The sequence below is a fragment of the Kiloniella litopenaei genome (genome assembly GCF_000982415.1).
Lineage (GTDB): Bacteria > Pseudomonadota > Alphaproteobacteria > Kiloniellales > Kiloniellaceae > Kiloniella > Kiloniella litopenaei.
This window is the reverse complement of record NZ_LANI01000002.1, coordinates 323665-345201: the sequence shown is the minus strand read 5'-3', so window position 1 is coordinate 345201 and position 21537 is coordinate 323665. Positions and strand designations below refer to the sequence as shown.

13 protein-coding genes are annotated in these 21537 nt (G+C 46.2%); 4 read left to right on the top strand and 9 right to left on the bottom strand.

All coding sequences use genetic code 11. The features are described from left to right. Positions 1 to 27: 27 nt before the first annotated feature. On the top strand, positions 28 to 1140 hold the full coding sequence (locus WH95_RS03210; protein WP_046502794.1) for a HEAT repeat domain-containing protein: 1113 nt from the start codon (positions 28 to 30) through the stop codon (positions 1138 to 1140). Between the two features lie 147 nt (positions 1141 to 1287). Here WH95_RS03210 and WH95_RS03205 read toward each other — a convergent pair whose 3' ends face one another. The 6 genes from WH95_RS03205 to WH95_RS03180 all read right to left on the bottom strand — a co-directional run bounded on the left by WH95_RS03205 (position 1288) and on the right by WH95_RS03180 (position 10937). After that, positions 1288 to 2811 carry an MATE family efflux transporter gene (locus WH95_RS03205; protein ID WP_046502792.1) on the bottom strand — a complete coding sequence of 508 codons (1524 nt, stop codon included), beginning with the start codon at positions 2809 to 2811 and terminating at the stop codon, positions 1288 to 1290. 72 nt (positions 2812 to 2883) lie between these two features. Further along, positions 2884 to 5391 carry a cation:proton antiporter gene (locus WH95_RS03200; protein ID WP_052741751.1) on the bottom strand — a complete coding sequence of 836 codons (2508 nt, stop codon included), beginning with the start codon at positions 5389 to 5391 and terminating at the stop codon, positions 2884 to 2886. A 204-nt stretch (positions 5392 to 5595) separates the two neighbouring features. After that, positions 5596 to 7134, bottom strand: coding sequence for a sensor histidine kinase (locus WH95_RS03195; protein WP_046502788.1), 1539 nt, complete (start codon positions 7132 to 7134; stop codon positions 5596 to 5598). A 170-nt stretch (positions 7135 to 7304) separates the two neighbouring features. Further along, a complete protein-coding gene (locus WH95_RS03190; RefSeq protein ID WP_046502785.1) occupies positions 7305 to 8702 on the bottom strand; it encodes an MATE family efflux transporter in 1398 nt (465 codons plus the stop codon). Between the two features lie 252 nt (positions 8703 to 8954). After that, positions 8955 to 9764 (bottom strand): ferritin-like domain-containing protein, encoded by an 810-nt coding sequence (locus WH95_RS03185; RefSeq protein WP_046502783.1) that lies wholly within the window; start codon positions 9762 to 9764, stop codon positions 8955 to 8957. A 63-nt stretch (positions 9765 to 9827) separates the two neighbouring features. Next, positions 9828 to 10937, bottom strand: a complete 1110-nt coding sequence (locus tag WH95_RS03180) for a hypothetical protein (protein WP_046502781.1) — start codon at positions 10935 to 10937, stop codon at positions 9828 to 9830. A 357-nt stretch (positions 10938 to 11294) separates the two neighbouring features. On the opposite strand from WH95_RS03180, the gene WH95_RS03175 reads away from it, so the two are divergent. After that, positions 11295 to 11960 (top strand): hypothetical protein, encoded by a 666-nt coding sequence (locus WH95_RS03175; protein ID WP_046502779.1) that lies wholly within the window; start codon positions 11295 to 11297, stop codon positions 11958 to 11960. Between the two features lie 119 nt (positions 11961 to 12079). On the opposite strand, the gene bcp is transcribed toward WH95_RS03175, so the two are convergent. Continuing rightward, complete coding sequence (gene bcp, locus WH95_RS03170; protein WP_046502777.1) at positions 12080 to 12547, bottom strand: thioredoxin-dependent thiol peroxidase; 468 nt, start codon at positions 12545 to 12547, stop codon at positions 12080 to 12082. A 193-nt stretch (positions 12548 to 12740) separates the two neighbouring features. Between bcp and WH95_RS03165 the strand changes: the two genes are divergently transcribed. After that, positions 12741 to 13532, top strand: coding sequence for a hypothetical protein (locus WH95_RS03165; RefSeq protein ID WP_046502774.1), 792 nt, complete (start codon positions 12741 to 12743; stop codon positions 13530 to 13532). Between the two features lie 61 nt (positions 13533 to 13593). Here WH95_RS03165 and WH95_RS03160 read toward each other — a convergent pair whose 3' ends face one another. Next, positions 13594 to 16530, bottom strand: a complete 2937-nt coding sequence (locus tag WH95_RS03160) for a bifunctional [glutamine synthetase] adenylyltransferase/[glutamine synthetase]-adenylyl-L-tyrosine phosphorylase (RefSeq protein WP_046502772.1) — start codon at positions 16528 to 16530, stop codon at positions 13594 to 13596. A 129-nt stretch (positions 16531 to 16659) separates the two neighbouring features. Here WH95_RS03160 and WH95_RS03155 point away from each other — a divergent pair, with 129 nt between their 5' ends. Continuing rightward, positions 16660 to 19977, top strand: coding sequence for a YhdP family protein (locus tag WH95_RS03155; protein ID WP_046502769.1), 3318 nt, complete (start codon positions 16660 to 16662; stop codon positions 19975 to 19977). Positions 19978 to 20128: 151 nt separating this feature from the next. On the opposite strand, the gene tyrS is transcribed toward WH95_RS03155, so the two are convergent. Next, positions 20129 to 21397: a tyrosine--tRNA ligase gene (tyrS, locus tag WH95_RS03150; RefSeq protein WP_046502767.1), complete on the bottom strand. Its 1269-nt coding sequence runs from the start codon at positions 21395 to 21397 to the stop codon at positions 20129 to 20131. Positions 21398 to 21537: the final 140 nt, after the last annotated feature.

The window sequence follows — 21537 nt, the reverse complement described above, 5'->3', positions numbered from 1 at the left end:
GGAATCCTGTTTTGGGTATCACTGTAAATGACAATTAATCAGGTAAATCGTTATAACTCTTTTGAAGATGTTAACAATCTAGAAGAGGCTAAGATCAACAACCTTTTAGAAAACGGGGATGGCCCTGAAAAGGTTTGGGCCATATGGTCCCTTGCCCTTAAGAAGTGGAAAAGTTCTGCTTCAAAATTGCAAAGTTTACCCGACGGTGAGCCTTCTTCTGGTGTGCGCAGAAATTTAATCGTTGTTTTGGCCGGAATGCAACAATCGGATGTATTGTATAGTTTGGCGAAGCACGACCCAGATGCTTCAGTTCGTGCTGATGCGTTAAAGTATTTGATCAGAATCTCCGACCCCAACGACGAACCCCTTTCCGAATTTTTGTATAAAAGACTTATCAATGATTCAGAAAATATAATTAAAATAACGATTTTAAAAGAAGCACCGGAAGAGCTTCTAACGCTTTCATTCAACGATATTATTACTTTCATTGAACCCTCGGACCCTGCACTTCAAATGGTAAGCCTTGAGCAGCTGGATAAGAGAGCTTTGTTAGATGATGAAAACGCTCCGGCTATAGCCAAACTACTTTTACAGGCGCATGATGCTAGCATTTTAGAAAAGATAATGTTTATCTTGATAAATGGAGGAAGGTCTGAACTAATTTTAGATGCTGGAATGTTGCAAGAAGATAAAACTAATTTTGATCTTTTATCGTATTTAGCAAAACAAGAAATCAAGTTTTCATGGTCATCTTTACAAAAGTTTATTGGCCCTGAGTGTAATCACAACAGTCATATGATTATTGATTTTATTCAAAACCCGACAGAGCCAGGAGCCTTCTTATGGCTTTCAACGAGATATGCGCAAATGCTTGAACTAGAATCATGGGAGAATGATTTTTTCGAAATTCAAAAAGCCTTCTTAGAAACATTATCTGGCATCGATAAGCCTGATCAAATGATTCCTGCTCTCAATTCTAATCTGCAAATTATTCATAAGTACATGAAAGTTGAGCTTCATGACATGCAGTGTTGGGCAAAAGATGAATGGATGTACGAGTTTGATAATGAGGAAGATTATGAGGAGGCGATTTTAAGCAATAAAGCGAATATTGAGGCTATTAAAAATTGGTTGAAATAATTCAACGTTTACTTGTGGTCTTAATCAGTTAGAAGCATTATGAAATTTATAGCTCATTGATAAATTTAGTTTAAAAAACCTGTATAAATTACACCAGTGTATACATCTGTATAAGTTTTTATGACTTACCTTAAACTTCAGATTTATCTAACTCTCATACACTCTCAAAACTCCCGGTCCACCCAATCCTTGTATGCTTTTTCTCGCGACGATGATCAGGATAATCGTGGAGAGCAGGAGGCCGCTCCAGACAGAGGCAAACACGGCGGTCCAGACGCCCCATTCGTTCCAGTTCAGGATATAGATAAAGAGGGCGGCGAAACCTGCCGAGGCGAAGATTTGTCGGTAGATCCCGATCCAGACGGTCCAGATCGGACGTTTGATGCCCTGGAAAAAGGACATCATCGCAAAGAGGGTGAGGTAGGCGGGCAGCATCGGCGCGGCGAGGATCAGGTAATCGAAGCCGACCGAGATAACATCTTGATCCGGGGTGAAGAGGCCCAGCAAGAACTTGCCGCCGAGCAAGAGCAATACCGTACCAACAAGCATCATGCCGATGCCAGTTAGCACACACCACCAAAAGGCATAACGCACTCTGTCGAGTTCTTTGGCACCATAGTTTTGCGCAATGATCGGCAAGAGAACGATTGTCAGCCCCAAGCCGGGGAGCAGGACAAGCTGTTCAATGCGCAGGGCAATGCCATAGGCCGCGACCGCGGTTGCGCCAAAGGGTTGCAGGAAATACTGGATGACAAAAACACCCACAGTGATGGTCAGGAAATTCAGGCTTGCCGGGGCACCCTGAGCCACGATGTCTTTGATGATCTTCAGATGGGGGATGAAGCAGGACAGCCTTGTCTGTGCCATTGCCCGCGATTTCAGGGCGTGGGACAAAAGGTAGAAGGCCACGAACCATTCGATGATCACGGTGGATATGGCGAGGCCGTCAAAGCCAAGCCCTGGAATGCCAAAGGCCCCGAAAATAAACAGCGGGTTCAAGAGGCAGTTGGCGAGAAATCCCCCGATCAGGGCATTGCGGTTTGTCACTGTATCGCCCTGAGCGCTCAGAATACCGTTGGCGGCAAAGGCGATCATAAAGGCTGGCGCGGCAAAGAGGATAAGGATCAGGTAATCATGGGCGAGTGTTCGATAGCCGTTATAAACTCCGAGTAAATCCAGCAGGTGAGGGATAGCGTAGTAGCCAGCCAAACAAAGCAGGAAAGAGAAGAGCGTGGCAAAGCTGAGGCCCTGTGCAGATATGTCTTTGGGTGCAGATATGTCCTTGGGCGCAGCTATATCTTTTGGTGAGGTAATGTCTTCTGAGGAATGTTCCGTTGTCTGGGTTTGTTTTTCATCATCGCTGGCCGTGTCATTACCGACCTTGTTCCTGTTGGCGCCAATGGCTGACCCAACAAGGGCAGAGATACCCTGTCCCAGCCCGATGCCAAAGGCGATGAGAATAAAAAACACCGTAAAAGAAACGGAAAGCCCGGCCTGGGCATCCGTAGAGATCATCCCGGCAAAGAAGGTGTCCACCACATTATAGAGAGTATTGAACAGCATGCCGATGCCAGCGGGAATGGCCAGCGCTTTGAAGTGTGCTGGCAGACTGCCATGCACAAGGTCTCTTTCCCGGGCTTTTTTTGTCCTTTTCGTGCTGGTTTGGGCCACGGGGAAACTTTCTGTATAAGTGTCTGCAGGGGGAGCTTGGTCGGTCTATATCATTGCGGTAGATTGCAAAAATCAATCGGTTTTCAAATCTGTTCTTGTTTCTCTGTTCATGGTTTTTCGTTTGGTTGCAACGTCACTCAGGGAACTGCGCCAATCTGGATGGGTGCGGGCCAATTCGTGAAAGGTGTCTTTTTCTAGTAATAGCAGGTGCGAAAAACTAATGGATTTTACCGATGCACTTCTATTGGTTTCATTAAGAAGTGCCATTTCACCAAAGAAATCGCCTTGTCCAAGGCGGTGAACATCGTCTCCTACCCGAATTTCTACCGCACCACTTTCGATAAAATAGAGGCCATCTGCCTTATCTCCTTTTTTGAAGACATAAGCACCATCGGCAAGAACGCGGGGGTGAAGTTCTTTTATAACCTGTGTCAGTTCTGAAACTTCAAGGTTTTTAAATACGGGGAAAGCCGTTAGAAGCTCGGCGGTTTTTGATTTGATATCAACGTGCGTTTGTGACCGTCTTGCGGCATGAAAGAAGTTTGCCTCGCTTGTCAGGCTGCGCGCGAGATCCAGACTAATGATGCCGGCATCGCGAAAATTTTTAATCTGTTCCAATTCATCCCGATAGGCGATACGTTCCAAAATGCGGCGATCAAGTGTTTTGGCAAATTTGGGATATTGCAGACGCAATGCCGCAAGGTGTCGTTCAATACTGTCCAGTCGCTGATCAAGGATTTCCTGTAAAACAGTAACGGACTGTGTGCCCAAAAGGTTTTGAAGGCGCTGATCAAGAAAACTTTTCAGTTCTAATACCAGAATGCGGTTAATCAGCAGGAAGTGGAAATGTTTGCCCAAATGCGATGCAATGGGACGGTTAAAACCCAGGTGAGTATGCGCCCAGCTCAATATTCTGAATTTTGTACTGTGGCGATAGGGTTTTTTGGCCGCGGAAATATACCCTTCGCGCCCGCTTTCCCTTGCAGCATCGATCATGTCTTCGATGACCAGTAAATACCTGTCCACCAGATCGTGGCGCAGGATGCCGCTTAATCGTTGATCAAGTAAAAGGGATTTTTCTTGGTTGGTTAAAGCAACAAGGCCGATTATCAGACGATCCTGATCATTTATCTCCTGTTTGTATGATTTATCGTCTGCGATACGGGACAGGCGGTTGATGTATTGCTGCGCAGTTTGTTCAGTCAGTCTGGGGTCGAGCTGAAAACGGGTTGCAAAATTATTCAGGCTGGATTTAACGGTAGAAAGAGACTGGGTTAAAACCTGAATTCGAAAGGCGCGTTCAATGGGGGAAAGCTGGTCAAGTTTTAACCACTTCATCAAGGCCGTTAGCGTTGTTCCCTGTATCAGCAGTGTGAAGAGGGCAAAGCCAGTTGCCTGTATTGCGATGAAGCGTTGTGTTTCGCGATCAATTAACGGGTTTTCGGTAACGGCCAAGGCAAGGGCCAGGGTCACTGCACCGCGTAATCCGCCCCAGACAATCACAATTTTGGTCGGGTTATCGACACGCTGAGTTAGTTTGAGAGCAGCCAGTAAGGGAAAAATCCCAAACAGGATAACCGCCCTTGCAATCAACGCTGCAATGACAGCGGTTAAAATAATCAGGACATCGGACAGGACAAAATCCGATAACAGATCGGGTACAACCAATGCGGCAAGGATAAAGACCAGCCCCCCCGCCCACCATGCAAGCTGTTCCAGTGTTTCTTGAAAAAACTTGAAGGTTTCAGGTTCAAAGCGGGGGCGTGCCATGGCGCTGAGGACAAGGCCGCTGGTAACCACAGCAACAACACCAGAAATCTGGATGTAGTTTTTGGCAAGAATATAGATAACAAAAGGCAGCGCAACGGTGATAGTTAGCTGCGCCGAACGAAAAGAGCTAAGCCAGGAAATCAGGGTGATCGCTATGCGACCACAGATTACGCCGGTAATAACACCGCCGAGAAAGGCAAACCCGAGTTGTTGAACCAGAAGGCCGGGTTCATAGCCACCACCCGAAATAATAAGGGTTAGAAACGCACCAAAAGCAGCAATGGCTGTGGCATCGTTCAACAGGCTTTCGCCTTCGACCAGCCGGGTCAAGCGTTCAGGCGCCCCCAGATCCCGAAAGAGACTGATGACCGCGCTGGGATCGGTGGTGGCAACAATAGCGCCAAAAAGAAGACAAATAACCAGGGGGGCACTGGATACCAGAGATACAGCCCCGCCGATTAAGGCAATGGCAATAAAAACCCCTAAAACAGCAAGAAATATAACGGGAACGGTGTCTTTTGTCAGGCGCCGGACATCAATGGTTATGGCCCCCTGAAAAAGCAGAATCGGCAACAGAACATCCAGAAAAGTTGCTGATGATACGGGCATGTTGACGACCAGTGCAGCGACTTCGTTGAATTGGTCCGTCAGCCGGGTGTGGAGAAGCCAGCTTGCGCCAGAGGCAATAATGACGCCGATAATACCCAGCACAACCGTAAAGGGCAGACCCGTTCTTCGGGCCAGCGGCTGGGTACAGGCGATGACGATAAGAAGGGCAGAAATGGTGAGAACAATATCTGAAACTGGCAACTCAGGTATCCGTTAAGTTAGAGCATCCACATCTATAGGGATGACTATATATGTTGCTTTCGGGTCTGTCCCAAGTCTTTCTGTTTTTTATCAGTAAACAAGATTGACCGGATTTGTCTGATGAAACTGCTTTTTGTCAGATGCTTACTTATCAAATCTTGGGGCCATCAAATCTTGGGGCCATCAAATCTTGGGGATAGGGTGTCAGATTGACGCCGGGTCAACATGCCTTTCCGGGGGGAAGTTCAGAGTGACTTGTGTTCCTTCCTGGACTTTGCTTGTCAGGTTCAGCGTGCCGTCATGAAGTTCGGTTAGCATCTTGCTGAGGGAAAGGCCCAACCCCGTTCCTTCGTGAGCTGTGCGGGCATTGACACGCGCCTGTCCAAAGGGGGCAAGGACAACGGGAATATCTGCTTCTTCTATACCACATCCGGTATCACTGATCATTAGACGGATGCTGTGATCACTGTTCTTTTCAAGGTTGAGGAGAACTTTCCCATCCTTGGGGGTGAATTTTACAGCATTGGTGAGCAGGTTGAGCAGGATCTGGCGCATGATGCGTTCATCGCCCTGAAAATAAACCTTTTCATCGGGAACTGTGATCTGGATGTTCAGGGTTGCAGCATCTGGTCGACCACGGATGATTTGCATGCAGGCCGAAATGGTATCTTTCAGATCCAGCACATCTTCGTTTAGTTCAAACTTTCCTGACTCGACCTTGGATATATCCAGAACATCATTAATCAGGTTTAGCAGATGTTCCCCGGAATGATGCACATCATTGATGTATTCCCTGTATCTGGGGTGGCCCAATTCCCCCAATAATTCATCGCGCATGACTTGGGTAAAGCCCAGAATGGAATTCAGCGGTGTTCTTAATTCGTGGCTCATATGCGCCAAAAATTCGGACTTGGTATTGTTCGCGACATGGGCTTCGTCTCTGGCCCGCATAAGCGCAAATTCGGCTTCTTTTATATCGCTGATATCTTTTTGAATACTGACAACATACCCGTCTTCGGTAAGGCGATCGCTTAGCATAAGATAGCGCCCATCCTTAAGCGTTACGACGTTTGGTTTTTGGGGACCTTTGGAGAGCTCTGCACGTCGGTTGATATATTCCTGGCCATCGCCTTCTGTAATAACCATACCTTTTTCTATGTCGCGTTTGCCTAATGCACGCTCGTGAACTCCGGGCGTTGCCTCTTCATCACTGTAACCATAAAATTCTTTGAACTTGCTGTTACAAATGACCAACAATCCATCGGGATCGTACAGGACAAAACCTTCGCTCATTGCTTCCAGCGCATCGACCAGCATTTTTCGCGAAGATACGGCCGAATTTTTAACTTTTATTTCTTCTGTAATGTCATAGCCGCAAAATAAGAGGTAGCTTTTTTCCCCAAGAATGATGGATTGGATTGTCATTGAAAAATCATGTAACGATCCATCTTTGCCTTTCAGACAGGCATGAAAACGACTGACCGTTTTGTCGGTTTTTATGCGGCGTATCATCTCGGCTCTTTTTTCCGGGCCTAACCAGATATTTAGCTCTTGAGATGTATGTCCTACGACTTCTTCCCTTTTATACTTCAGGGTTTTTAACCACGCATCACTAATTGCGTGGATTAATCCTGTTTGAGGGTCGGTGATGACAAAATACGTACCGGAGGCTGCAAAAATGGCTTCCAGAAGTTCGGCTGAATCAAGCTTGAAGTCCGTGAATAAGGATTCCGGGGTTGGCAATTCTCGTCCTCTTATAACAACAAACTTTTTAAGCTCTGTTTTTATTAATTTATTTGGAAGAGCTTGTTTTTAGATAAGAAAACAAAAGGTAACAGAACTTACAAGGGGAACGCAAATATTTGCGTTCCCCTTGTAAGATTAAAATGAAATGTTTAGCGTTTGGTTTCAATTTACGAAGGTGCGGGATCAGTTCTGAATAGCCCTAATTTGTATCCTGTTCTGCTTGCATTGTGAAAAAGTATGAACAGGGTCAGAACAGTCATCAAAATTTCCGTAACTGGCCCCACATACCAGATTCCGACTTCACCAAAATAGAGGGGAAGAACAAAGGTCAGGGGAATGGAAAAAAGATAGGTTCTCGTCAGACTGATAAGGGCAGATCTTTTTGCGTCACCAATAGCCTGGAAAAAACCGGATAGAATCATACTGGGACCGAAGAGAAAGTAAAACAGCGTGATCAGAGGTAATATGCGTGCGGTTTCTGTAATGATTTTCTGATCGTCGACAAAAATTGACCCCAGTGGCCCAGCCATAAAATGAAATATCAACTGTAATGACAGGCAATAGCCAAAAGAAGCAAATATCGCAATCTTCAGGCTGTTGTTCACGCGGGGAAAGATTTGCGCCCCCTGATTGTTCCCTGCAATTGTCTGAAAGCCGAGATTCAAGCCCAGCAAGGGCAAGAAGCTAAAGGTGAGAATACGGGTCGTAATGCCATAGGCCGTTACTGTGGCCTCATAATTCGCGCCACCCCAGTTCTGGAGCGAATAGAAAACAGCACCGGATGATAAGGAAATCCCCAGATAAGACAGGCTTTGTGGCGCCCCCAGTGCGAGGAAGTCGCGCCAAAATCCGGTAATGCGATGAAGCGGGGAGGGCATCAGAGAAATGGCTGATATTGTATTGTAGCGATAGATGATGACTGCGCTCAGGGATAGTGTTTGCGCAAGCAGGGTGCCATAAGCAGAGCCCGCGACGCCCAGATCTAGTTGCACGATAAGCAGATAGTTAAAGAGCACATTCAACAGGGTCGAGAGGACCGAGATAAAGGTCATGAACCCAAGTTTGCCTTCGCACCGGAAGGCATCAACACTGATCGTCAGAATAAAAATCAGGGGGGAGCCATAGATAAGTATGGATATATAGGTATAACCCATTGCGCTGAGTGTATCTGAGCCTTTGGTCACCCACTGGATCATTTGATCCCCGCCAAAACCAAAAATCGAAATAAGCAACAGGCAAACAACACCGGAAAGCATATAGGCACTGGTAAAGGCCGTACTCGCTCTGCCAAATTCTTTAGCCCCAAGCAGTCGGGCCAGAACGGAGGAGAACCCACCTGATACCCAGGTTGATAGGGCAACAATAAGCATGAACACGGGAAACATCATCGTAACTGCTGTCAGGGCATCAGCCCCGACAAATTCGCCAAGAAAATATGCATCTACAAGGGTAAAAAGACCATTGACCACCATGACCAGAATAATGGGGGTTGCTGTTTTTATGAACAGGAGTGGTAAAGACCCAAAGAGAAAGAAATTTTGCTGAGGTTGAGAAGCGTTGCTCACAAGGAAATCCTTTGAGTTCGAAAGAAATAAGTCAAAAATTTTGGTGTGCGCGGCAGGGATATAATAAGAAGCGCAGAGGATAGTATCTTATCGGCCAGCAGTTGTTTTGATCAGGATTGCCCTAATAACAAATATTGGCCATCTGGTTGGTATTTAATGTTAAAGTGGTTTGGGCCGCAACAATAATGTCGTCATGATTGCTATTTATAGATCCAGGTAATTTTTTTAGCTCAAGCCGTACCGTTGATTTGTTTATAGATCCGCAATTGGACCATAGAAGTCGATTGGAAAGTCAGCTTGGTTGCGCCCATCGACATTAAAGGGTGATTTTACCCGCCCTTTGAAGAGGGTGAGGATTATGTTCTGCCAGCTTTCTACCGGATCTTCGTTATCTTGATGGCACAGGTATTCGAACCAGCGTTTTCCCTTGGCAACATGCGTGATTTCGTCGTCATAGATAATCTGTAAACGATCGGCGCTTTCATAATCTTTGGCTAGTTTGAGCTTGTCTATCATGCCGGGTGTGACGTCAATTCCACGGGCTTCCAGCACCATGGGGACAACGGCCAAACGCGCCTTGAGATTGTGTTCTGTTACCTCTGCGCCTTGCCATAGACCCGCATGGGCAGGCAGAGCCCCATAATAAGATCCCAGCTGATCAAGCCTTTCACACAGCAAAAGGTGGTGTCTGGCTTCGTCGTCCGCAACAGATACCCAGTCATCGTAAAAGCCTTTGGGCATTTCGGTTGCAGCAAAGCGGACAATAATGTCCCAGCACAGATTTATGGCGTGAAGCTCGATATGGGTGAGGGCATGAAGTAGCGCTATACGTCCTTCGACTTCCGGGGTGATTTTTCTGCGGGGAACTTCACGGGGCGGGACGAGTTCGGGTTTGTCTTCGCGTGCAGGCTCTTTTGGAATTTCCGCGGTGCCGACGCTTTGAATGTCACCCTGCTGCCAGGCTTTGGCAAAGGCTCTGCTAAGTTCAGCTTTTTCTATTGAATTTGCTGTGGTCAGTGCGATACGGGCTGCTTCTGACAGGGTAGAGGGTATCTTTGCCATAGAGGTGCCTGCGAGAAGATGTTGGATGAAACGAGATTATTTCTGTGTCGATTATTTTTGTGTCTAGGCTAAAAGTGCTGCCAAATCAAGATCGCCGTGTTTTTCATAAAAATCAGGAGGTAAATCAAATGAAATGCCGATGACTGTTTCTTGATAAATGAAATAATGCACGGTGATCGTCTCTGTCGTTTGATCCTCGGGGGGGTGATCATTGTCATCAAAAGATACTTCTTCTTCAACAGAAATGATGTCGACATCCTCTTCCAGAACATCTTCTTTTTTGAGCACAAAGTACTCTTGGTCCGGGCGCAGGCTCTCCCAACTGTTATGTGTTGTATTGTTGTCGAACAGATTAAGCGCTTCGTTGTTTACAATAAAAAAGTTAAAACCATCCCCACCAAAAACGGCCAGCTCTTCGGTGGCAAAGAGAAGAGCATCATCATCCAGTTCAATGAGAATATCATTGTCTTGATCGATAATATCGAATTGATTTTCCTGGTTGAATTCCTGCAGGCTGATTTTTTGGAATTTATCCAGCGTTTTAAATTTGATGGGGCTGAAGTTACGATGTGTCACCACATCTTCCAAAAGACGATCCAGTCGAATGTCATCCGATTTAAATTCGGTTGATGTACCAAAATGATTTTGGCTATCGATAAAGTCATCAATTTTCAAAGTCAGTGATTTTAAAGTGCCGGCTTGTTCTGACCAGTTTGTATTCGTGGGCGAGGACAATATGTCGTCCGGTGTGTTTGCATCATTGGTAAGAGCCGATGCATTGGGGGCTGCAATCTGTTGTTTATCTTCAGCATTTGCCGATCCTACTTGGACAAGAGCCAGAAAAAGCGCTTCCAGATAAAGAGCACTGTACAGTCGCTTGAAGAAAGGCGTCGGTTTTTCGTTTTTTTCTTTTACCGCACGGGAAAAGTGATTGGCAGCCAGAGATGCATTACCCTGATCTTGTCCCAAAGGTTCCAGGACAGAGGAACCGGGTTGTAAAGGGGCCAGATCGGAGGATCCGTTATTCTTGTTTTTTGTCTCTTTTTCCGGGGTAGAATTTGGGGGAGTCGAATAGGGCGACCCCGGCGTTTCTATTGTGGGGGAATCATGCTTGTCATTAAACTTTTTCCCAGCTTTGAACGTCTTGTAAATTCTTTTTAGTTCTTTGAACATTGTCTTTGCTATAGCAGCGTATCAGGAAAAATTTATGCAAGCTGATCGATAGTGCAAGTTAACACAACCATTGTGTCAAAAGGATGACGTTGGTGAATTAGGTATGACCCGTTGGGAAACAGCTTTTCGGTATAAACCAATGAAGTCGTAAATCAATAGTTTTATTTTGGCAAAATTGCCATAAGCCAAATTCGATTTATCCGTCGCATGACCCAATTGCTACGTCGCGAGATCGTCTGTATGGCCTAAGTGCCGTTTGTTATGGTTAGAAGTTGGCGTGGTTTTAACGCAATCGTAAGAGGCTTGTATCACTCTGCTTGTCATTATTGGATCTTTCCAAACTAGGGGGCGTTTCTTATGACAAGATTTTTGCGCAAATTTGTTGCTGGTTTCAGCGTTACTATTCTGTTCTCGGGTCTGGCGATACCAGCATTTGCGGTGGGGGTGGTCAACCATAAACAGCCTGATACGTTTGCGGTAATAAACGTTGCATACAAAGACGAACGTCCGAAAAAGGAAGGTTTTTTGTATGAGCAATATAAAGATTGGCAGGCAAACGCAGAAACATTTGTCACCGAAGATGGGGAGTTGAGAACAATATGCTCTATCCGTACCGGGGGGGACGGTGATGATTCTATTACGGTCTCGATATCCAATGGGGACGCCTTACCCCCGGCGGCAATGCCTTATGTTGAATATCAGGAGGCAACGGCCCGTGGATACCCAACCTATCTTCAGGAAAATCAGATTGTTCTTTGGGTTATCAGTCAGGCAGGTACAAGCACAAGTTACGAATCTTTGGCCTACGCAGGCATTGATGATGACGGCATTCCCTATGCAAATGTCAGTGGAAATGGGCAGGAGTTGAATATTTTGCGCGGCTTTGCCAAGGGGGACAAAGTGGTCTTGATAGATGACTATTCCGGTGGTGATTTATATGTTGGTTCCCTGAGCGGGTTTTCCGCAGCCTATCGAAAGATGGCAGCATGGTGTGGTTTTTCCCCGGACAGCGTTTTGAAGTAGTTTCTATGTCGATAGGCCGAGATGGGTAAGACTGGTACGGGTAAAACAGAGATGCGTAAATAAGATATGGGCGATTTATCGCCGCCCATATCTTATTTGTGAAAGTCTTGGGGTGATTATTAAGCTAGCTCTTGCAAAGCGGCTTTGACTTCTGCGACGTGGTTTTTCACCTTTACCTTGCGCCAGATTTTCTGCACGACCCCTTGGGCATCAATCAGAAAAGTAGCACGTTCGATGCCCATGTATTCCCGACCATAGAGTTTTTTCAGAACCCAAACTCCGTAAGCTTCGCAAATCTCTCCGTCCAGATCAGCAACAAGATCAAAATTCAGCGTATTCTTGGCAATAAAGTTATCATGGCGCTTGACGCTGTCTTTTGAAACGCCAATGACCTTTGCATTTAATTTGGTGAAATCCGGCTGTGCATCCCGAAAATCACAAGCCTCTGTCGTACAGCCGGGGGTGGAATCCTTGGGATAAAAATAAAGAACAACGGCCTGTCCTTTAAGTGAGCTAAGGGTCAATTCACCATTGCCCTGAATAGGGGCGGTAAAGTCCGGGGCGATATCGCCAATTTCAAGCGTCATAATGATAATCCTTTTAAGTCGAATTCCGTTAGATACCTATCGTTTGTACTGCCTGATAGCAAGATCTGGCATGGAAGAAAGACACTTGTTTAAAATGAGGGTTTTAAAATCCTATAGTTGTAATGATTGTGGGCTATCTGTACGAATAGAAAGGGAATAAAAAATTTATATATCTTTGAATTTTGGGGGAAGTATGTTTAAGCGTTTCATTAAAGGTCTTGTTATCGTTTTACCATGCGTATCAGTTTTTTCACTAACGTATGCAGACGAAAATATTAAAAATAAGCCTGTGTATCAGGGACAGGTTTCGGCAATCGATAAGCCGATTATTATTCGCTACACTCCTCTCTCTGAAAGACAAACTATTGATTCAATAACTATATTTGGAAAAATAAATGATAGAGTTATTGAGGAAAAGTCGATTGGCCGAGGTGCTATTGAGATACTGAAAGATAATGAAAATTTAAATTTAGTGATTTCTGCTTTTACAACTGAGTTGATAAACAAGAATGGTAAAGAAACAATCACTGATAATTTAAAGATGTCGTTTGATATTTCTCCATTTGGTAAGGTACATGACTTTAGCCTTTATTCTCCAGAACTAACGCCAAAAGAAATACAGCAAACCAAAGAAGTAATGTCTGGTATGGTTAAGGAAGTAATCGTTCAGTTTCCGGCGTCAGGCATTGAAACTGGGTATGAATTTAAAGCTGATTTTGATTTGGGAGGTATGGAGTTAAAAGGAACAGGAACGGTCTTAGGTAAAACGATATTTAATGATAGAGAAGCTATAGTTATAGATTATAGAGGTCCCTTATCGTTGCTAGTTATCAATAGGAAGAAAATAAAAGGGACTTTTGACGGGTATTATATACTGGATACAGCAACGGGTGTATTTGCCTATAGCGAGGTTTATTTGCAGGCTAAATTTAGCCATAAAAATAAAATAAATTTTTATAGGACTGTGACAACGAAGATTCACTAACCAAAGCGCGGATTTATAAATAGTTATTTATAGTTGTCTGATTTTCTGCTCTTGGTTACGTCTATATTAATTGGCCGTAAATTCTCGATACATGAGCTTTTGTCTGAAGGTATCGCTGCTTTAGCTCTTGGAACCCCGGCTCATTACAGGCTTTGGCAAGGCGGAATAAAACTTCGGGGGATGTTTGGTCTTCGTCCAGATATTCACCTGTGGTGAGACGAAAGAGATTTTGCAATTGATGGAACAGGTCAAAGGCATCGCACAGATCGGACGTGTCTGCTGAGCTGATAATCCCGGCTTTGCCCAGCTGTTTGAAAGCCTGTTTGGTATTGCTGTGTAATATTGATGGGTCAGTGTGCGCATATCTTAGTTGCAGATATTGGCTTAAAAACTCCAGATCAATCAGTCCGCCATCGACAAGTTTGATGTCCCAATCGCTCTGGGCCGGTTTTTCCCGGGCGATGCGTTGGCGCATGTTGGCGATGTCATTGACAAGTTTTTGCGGGTCTCTTTCCGTGCAGAGTATTGATTTTATGACGCGGTTGATTTGATCACAGAACGCCTGATTGTACCCGATGGCTCTGGCGCGGGTCAGGGCCATATGTTCCCATGTCCAGGCTTCGTTACGTTGGTATTTCTCAAATGCTTCGAGTGAGAGAGCCAGCGGTCCAGAACCACCGGATGGGCGCAGGCGCATATCTATTTCGTACAACCGGCCTTCGGGTGTCATAACGCTCAGGGCATTGGTGAAGCGTTGAGTTAGCCGGGCAAAGTATTGCGTTGGGTCCAGTGGACGGTCCCCGTTAGAATGTTGATCCTTTTCTACAAGATTATAGAGGCTGATCAGGTCAAGGTCTGATGTGACGGTCATTTCTTGCGAGCCAAGCTTGCCCATAGCCATAATGGCAAAGTTGCTTTCGGGTATTTCGCCATGCCTTTTGCGTAGCTCACTTTGAACATGGGGCAACAAAGACGTAATACTGGTCTCTGCGATGTTGGAAAGGTCTTTGCTGGAACGTTCGATGGAACAGGTTGTTCGCAAGATTTGAAGCCCGATACGGAATTTTTGATCATTGGCCCAACGACGTGTTTCATCCAAAATATCTTGAAAATCCCTGGCTTCTTCTAACAGATGTTCCAGTTGATTTTGCAAGTCCGGTAATTCTGGCAGGGGGGCAAAAAAATCGTCGCTTAATACGGCTTCTAACAGGGCGGGTGAATGGCTAAGACGATCAGCGAGTGCAGGGGCCGACCCCATGATTTCTGCCAATAAATCCAATAAGTTTGGGTTTGTCTGTAACATCGAGAAAAGTTGGACCCCGGTGGGCAGACCAGACAGAAAATCATCGAATTTATTTAAAGCCGTGTCCGGTGCCGATGATTTTCCGAATGCTTCCAGTAGGACAGGCACTATTTCCGTAATCAATCGTCGAGACCGATCAGATCTAACGGCCCTGTACTTTCCCTGTTTCCATTTTGTGATGATTTGAAAAACACGTACGCCGTCTTGAAAACCGATACTTTCCAGTTCTGTGACAAGCTCTGGTGCTGCTTCGTGCCCGCTAAAGATCAGTTTTTTGGTGGTACTTGGCTGGGTATGATCTTCTTCGAAAAGGGCGGCGTAGTGATTTTCAACAACATGAAGGTGATTTGACAGCTCTTCGCTGAATTCATCAGAACTATCGTACCCAAGGAACGCAGAAATTTGTGCCAGTTCTTCGTCGGTGTCGGGTAGAAACTGGGTTTGCTGATCATCCACCATCTGTAATCGGTTTTCAACACGGCGTAAAAACCAATAGGCTTCGGTCATGTCGTGCAGCACTTTGGGCGATATCAAGTGTGCTTTGTGGAGTTGTTCCAGGGCAAATACGGTTGAGTTACTGCGCAAGTCCTGGTTTCGTCCACCCCAAATCAGTTGTTGTGTCTGTGCAAAAAACTCTATTTCACGAATACCGCCGCGCCCAAGTTTTATGTTGTGTCCTTTGATGGCAATCTTGCTGCCGCCTTTGTGGGCGTAAATCTGTCTCTTTATGCTATGAATATCGTTGATTGCCGCAAAGTCGAGGTGTTTGCGCCAAACAAAAGGCTTGATTTCATTGATAAAACGCTGACCTAGTTCTTCATCTCCGGCGATGGGAGCTGCTTTGATCATGGCACAGCGTTCCCAGTTTAGGCCCGTGGTTTCATAATAGGTCATTGCGGCGTTGAATGACAAAGCCAGCGGCGTGGCGCTGGGGTCCGGTCTGAGGCGCAAATCAGTTCGAAAGACATAGCCGTCTTTGGTTCGATCATCCAGACAGCGCACCAAATCCCTTGTCAGTCGCACCATACCTTCTTGAACACCGCGGTGGTGAAGGTAATTAATTTTTTCAGGATCATAGAGAATAATCAGGTCAATATCGGATGAATAGTTTAACTCCCAAGCGCCAAGTTTTCCCATGGCCATAACGACATACCCACAATCATCTTCGGGTAGGTCCGGGTTTTTTAGCTCAATTTGTCCGCGTTCGTGCAGTTCCCGCAACAGGTGTGAAACAGCTGTGGATATTGCCGTTGAAGCAAAGCCCGTCAGCTCTTCGACAACGCGTCGATCTGTCCATTGTCCCGTGATATCAGCCAAGCCAATGGTCAGAGATGCTCTTTTTTTTGCCCGGCGAAGCTGGCTTATAACCCTTTGACGATCAGTCGAATTTGCGACTTCCTGTAGTAGATGGTGGTGGATTTTTGTCAGACTTTTTTCAGGTCCCTGCTTTAAAAGCTGGCAGAGAAATTCCATATCACTCAAAAGACAATCGGAAAGATAAGGACTGTTTGAGAAGATGGCTGCAAGCAGTGATTTCACTTTCGGAATCTCTTGAAAATGGATAAGATCCTGCTTTAAATCAGAATTTTCGATACGCTCGATACGTTCGTTCCAGTTAGAGAAGCCGAGTTCGGCCCTGTCGGAACAGGATATTTTGGGTAATGTTTCTTCGGAATAGGAAAATGAGAGTATCATGAGCGCCGCTAGCTTGTTTCGAGTACAGTGCAAAGGCTGTAGGAAATGGTCAAAGATCACCGTTCGTAAATATATGCCCTATTCTAATCGCCTGACAACTGTTGTGCGTGTGCGGAGCTCTTTTGACGTATGATTCGTAAAACATCAGTCGTTATTCTGGAAGTTATTGCTGCTTTTCTAGTTTTGTCAGCTATTTTGGCCGGCATCGCTATGTGGCGTCTTTCTTCTGGCCCTGTACAACTTGATTTTTTAACTCCCTATGTAGAAGAGGCCTTTGCCGACCCTGACCGTGAAATACAGTTGGATGTGGATACAACTGTTTTGGTTTGGTTACCAAAAGAGCGGGCCATTGCAATCCAGGTCGCGAACGTCCGGCTTTTGGATAATGCTGACGATGTGATTGCTGCTATTCCCCTGATGGGGATAGATCTGGACGCTGGTGCGCTGGTTCGCGGAAACATAGTCCCCACAGGGGTTGATATTATTGGTCCGGAACTAAAACTTGTTCGCGCAGAAGATGGTCATTTCGAAATTGATGACGCCCTGGATAACGGCGAAGATGAAACCGGACAAAGTTTTGGTGACGCGCTGCCGGAAATTCTGGACAATTTAATGGCAGAACGTGAGGCCGGACACCCACTGGCCTATTTTAATCAGTTGCAGATTGTTGGCGCAAAAATGCAGATTGATGATCGCAAGCTGGGAATGATCTTTGACGTTCCCTATGCGAATATCAGTATTCGTCGCGACAAACTTGGCTTGCAGGGGGATATTGATTTAACCGTTGATATCGCGAGTGAAGAAGCGATTTTAAATGGCGCTTTTGTCTATGATAGCGAGCTTCAGGTTGTTGATCTTGCCTTTCAAATTGCCGGGATCACCCCCCCTACTTTGGCGCAACTGGATCCAGCCCTTGCGGGATTGGAAACCTTTGAGATCCCTCTCGCGGCCTCTGTTGCGACGTCTGTTAATGTACTGGGGGAATTTGGGCGGAGCCGATTTGAAGTTTCTGGCGGGAGTGGAACAATTGAAATTCCTGACCTGAAAGTACCGCAAATTCCTGTTCAGGGACTTTTTCTGAAAGGTAGCTATAGCCGCAGTAACCAAAAACTTACCGTTGACAATGCCGCCATTAACTTTGGGCCCGAGGGGGAAAAGGGCCCACAACTTTCTGTGGCTGGCTCTGTTTCGGGGCTGGACGGTGATATGCAGGTGCTTGCGGGTGTTAAGGCCGTTGAAGTCCCCGTTGATGATCTGGCTTTGTATTGGCCGGAACCCATGGCGACAGATGCACGGGAATGGGTAACCGAAAACATCAAAACGGGGATTGCTGAAGAAGCGGTGGTCAAAGCCGTTTTGGATATTCCTGCAGGTGCTTTTGATCAGGCCAAGTTGGTGTCTTTGGACGGCAGCATGAAATATCGTGGTCTTGATGTTCATTATCTGCGTCCTTTACCGCCTGTAAAAGATGTTGCGGGCTCCGCGACGGTACGGGCTGATGGTTTGTCCCTGTTTACAGAAGGTGGCAAGCTGGAAGACATGTCAGTATTGCCGTCGACCATCGAAATAACCGGGTTGGACATCGAAGAAGAGCATATTGCCATTCAAACCGCTGTTGAAGGACCTGTTAACACGGCCCTGTCCATTCTCAATAGCGAAAATTTGCGACTTATTGATGAGCTGGGGATCAAACCGGAAGAGACCAGCGGTAATGCCGCCGTTGCTGTGGATTTTGCGTTTTTACTGCTCAAGGATCTTAAGTTCAAAGACATGTCCATTGATGCTTCTGCTGAAATAAAAGAAGCAAAAATTGGCAAAATCTATAACGGACATGACGCTACGGACGGTGACTTGCAACTCAATGTCACTAGGGAAGGAATGCACGTGACAGGGCCGCTTTTGCTGGCTGATATTCCCTTGACGGTGGATTGGAAGGAACAGTTTGGCAGCGACGTTACGATCAGAACAAATCTGAATGCAGATATTCCACGTATTGAACCGGACGGATTGTCAAAGCTTGGTATTCCCGTAACGGATTATCTGGAAGGTCCTGTGTCTCTGGCATTGGCTTTGGAAAACAAGGTTGATGATACCGGCGTTGTTCAGATCGCGGCGAATTTACAGGACGCTTTACTGAAAATTGAAGATCTGAATTACTATAAACAACCCGGGGACCCCGGACAGATACAGGCCATTGTTTCATTGAATGATGGCGAAGCGGAACATATCGACAGCTTTAATCTGGAGGCGAATGATTTTGCGGCTGAGGGCGAATTGTCACTGGTAGAGGGCAAGATTGCCAAAGCAGATCTGGATCAGTTTCAGTTGGGTAAATCTTTACTGACGGACGTACAGGCCGATCTGTCATCTGATAAACCGTCGATTGTCATCGGTGGCGGCGTGTTGGATGCCGAATGGTTTATTGGTGACGAGAGTTCCGACGAAAATACTGTAGAAGACCGAGGCAAACCTGTCGGAGAACCGGAAGTAGTTGGTACTGAACAAGTCGATGCGTCAACTGAAACCGGGGACGATCCTGTGCGCGAAGAAGAAAAACAGACCGCGCCCATTAGTGTGATTGCTGAAAAGCTGGATGCCATATACATGGCCGAAGATCGATTTTTCCGCAATGCATCCCTGTGGCTTGATAAAGAGCCTGAAGGTTGGAAACGTATGCAGTTTTCCGGCGAAATTCCAAAGGAACTTTGGTATGCAGAGGGCGCGAAAGCCAACCCGGAGACGGAAAATGTTAAACGTACTTTCTCTATGGCTTATCAGCCGCTGGAAGATGGACGTCAGGGCCTGAATATCACGGCAAATGACTTTGGGGCCATGTTACGGGCGCTTGATGTACAGGACACGGTGCAGGGTGGGTCGCTACAGATAACTGGTTTGGCTGAAGACTATCATAGTGAAAGCCTGTTAAAGGGAAATATAGAGGCGCGTGGTTTACGGTTGGTCAAAGCACCAACGCTTGCCAAAATGCTGGCCTTTGCTTCTTTGACTGGGCCTGTGACAACCTTGACCACCGAGGGTATCGCCTTTAACGAACTCAAGGGTGACTTTACACTCCAAGACGGATTGCTGCGCAGTGATTTGATCAAACTCTATTCGTCTTCTATCGGCCTGACGGCCAAGGGCGAAGTTGATACAAATAAAAAGCTGGTGGCGATGGATGGTACAATCGTCCCTGCCTATACCATTAACCGTATTCTTGGGGGAATTCCGATCCTGGGGGATATTTTAACTGGCGGCGATGGTCAGGGTATTGTTGCTTTCAAGTACAGCTTAAAGGGTGATTTGGATGAGCCAGAGGTTGCTATCAATCCGCTTTCAGGGCTGGCCCCCGGCTTTTTGAGAAATATTTTTGGCAACGCGACACCAACGACGGAACAGAAGCCCGAGAAGAAAAAAGAAACTTTGGATGAGACGAACCCAGCAAAATAGTTTTTGGCTTTGGCAGATATAAACCCGAGTGAATTAATAACTGAGTCTATTGAAAACTGGGTATATTAAAATTCAGCAAATAGGAAAAGGGCTGCGGTTGAGGCAGCCCTTTGACTTTGTTCACATAGATGTGGTTTTAAACTTTTTGTGTTTAAACAGGCTTCACCAGAATATGCCTTTTCTTGCCTGCTGAAATCTTGATTGATCCTTCATCATTCAGGTCTGACAGACTGATTGAAAGACTGTCATCTTTGATCTGAGTATCATTCAGACGACCACCACCGCCTTTGATCAGTTTACGGGCTTCGCTGTTACTGTTCGCGAGACTGATTTCCTTGAAGAGCAGGAATGCGGGAATGCCCTCTTCCAAGCGCGATTTTTCAATATCGTGGCTTGGCAGGTCGGCGCTCATGCTACGTTCTTCAAAGGCTTTGCGTGCGGTTTCAGCGGCAGCTTCAGCAGCTTCAATACCGTGGCATAGTCGGGTAACTTCTGTTGCCAGAATCTTTTTGGCTTCGTTGATATCTGCGCCCTGCATGGCTTCCAGTTTTTGAATCTCATCTTCGGAAAGCTCTGTGAACAGGCGCAGGAATCGACCGACATCGGCATCTTCAGTATTACGCCAGTATTGCCAGAAGTCATAAACGGAAAGACGTTCTTCGTTGAGCCATACCGCACCGCCAACGGTTTTACCCATTTTCACACCGGAAGATGTGGTCAAGAGCGGAGAGGTCAGACCGTAAACTTCGTTCTGGCTGATCCGGCGGGTCAAATCCACACCGTTAACAATGTTACCCCATTGGTCCGAGCCACCCATTTGCAACAGGCAGTCCCGGCGCTTGTTCAGCTCCATGAAATCATAAGCTTGCAGAATCATGTAGTTGAATTCCAGGAACGACAGGGACTGTTCACGGTCGAGACGCAGTTTGACAGAATCAAAGCTCAGCATCCGGTTGACCGAAAAGTGAACGCCGTAATCGCGTAGGAATTCGAGGTAGTTAATATTGTCGAGCCAGTCGGCATTGTTGACCATAACCGCGTCAGTTGGCCCATCACCAAAGGTCAGGTATTTTGAAAAGACCTTTTTGATACCGTCCATGTTACGCTGAATTTCTTCTTCGGTAATCAGCTTGCGAGCCTCGTCCTTGAAGGAGGGGTCGCCAACTTTACTGGTGCCGCCGCCCATTAGAACAATAGGCTTGTGGCCCGTTTTCTGGAGCCAACGCAACAACATGATTTGTATTAGACCGCCAACGTGCAGGGAATCTGCTGTGCAGTCAAAACCGATATAGGCTGCCACAGGACCTTTTTCGAGTTTTGCATCCAGGGCGTCCAAATCCGTACATTGGTGGATATAACCGCGTGCGCTCAGTTCACGAAGGAATTCTGAACGGAAATCGGTTTTTTGTGGCGCAGTCATTGTAACTCTCGCTTGTTTCGAAAAAGGTCATTAAAATAGGGGCAAGAGACAACCTGCCTCTTGCCGTAGCCGCTGGGATTTACCACAATCATTTCCCATAAACAATGGGCCAAACAAATCCGGCTCCGAAACGATGCCGG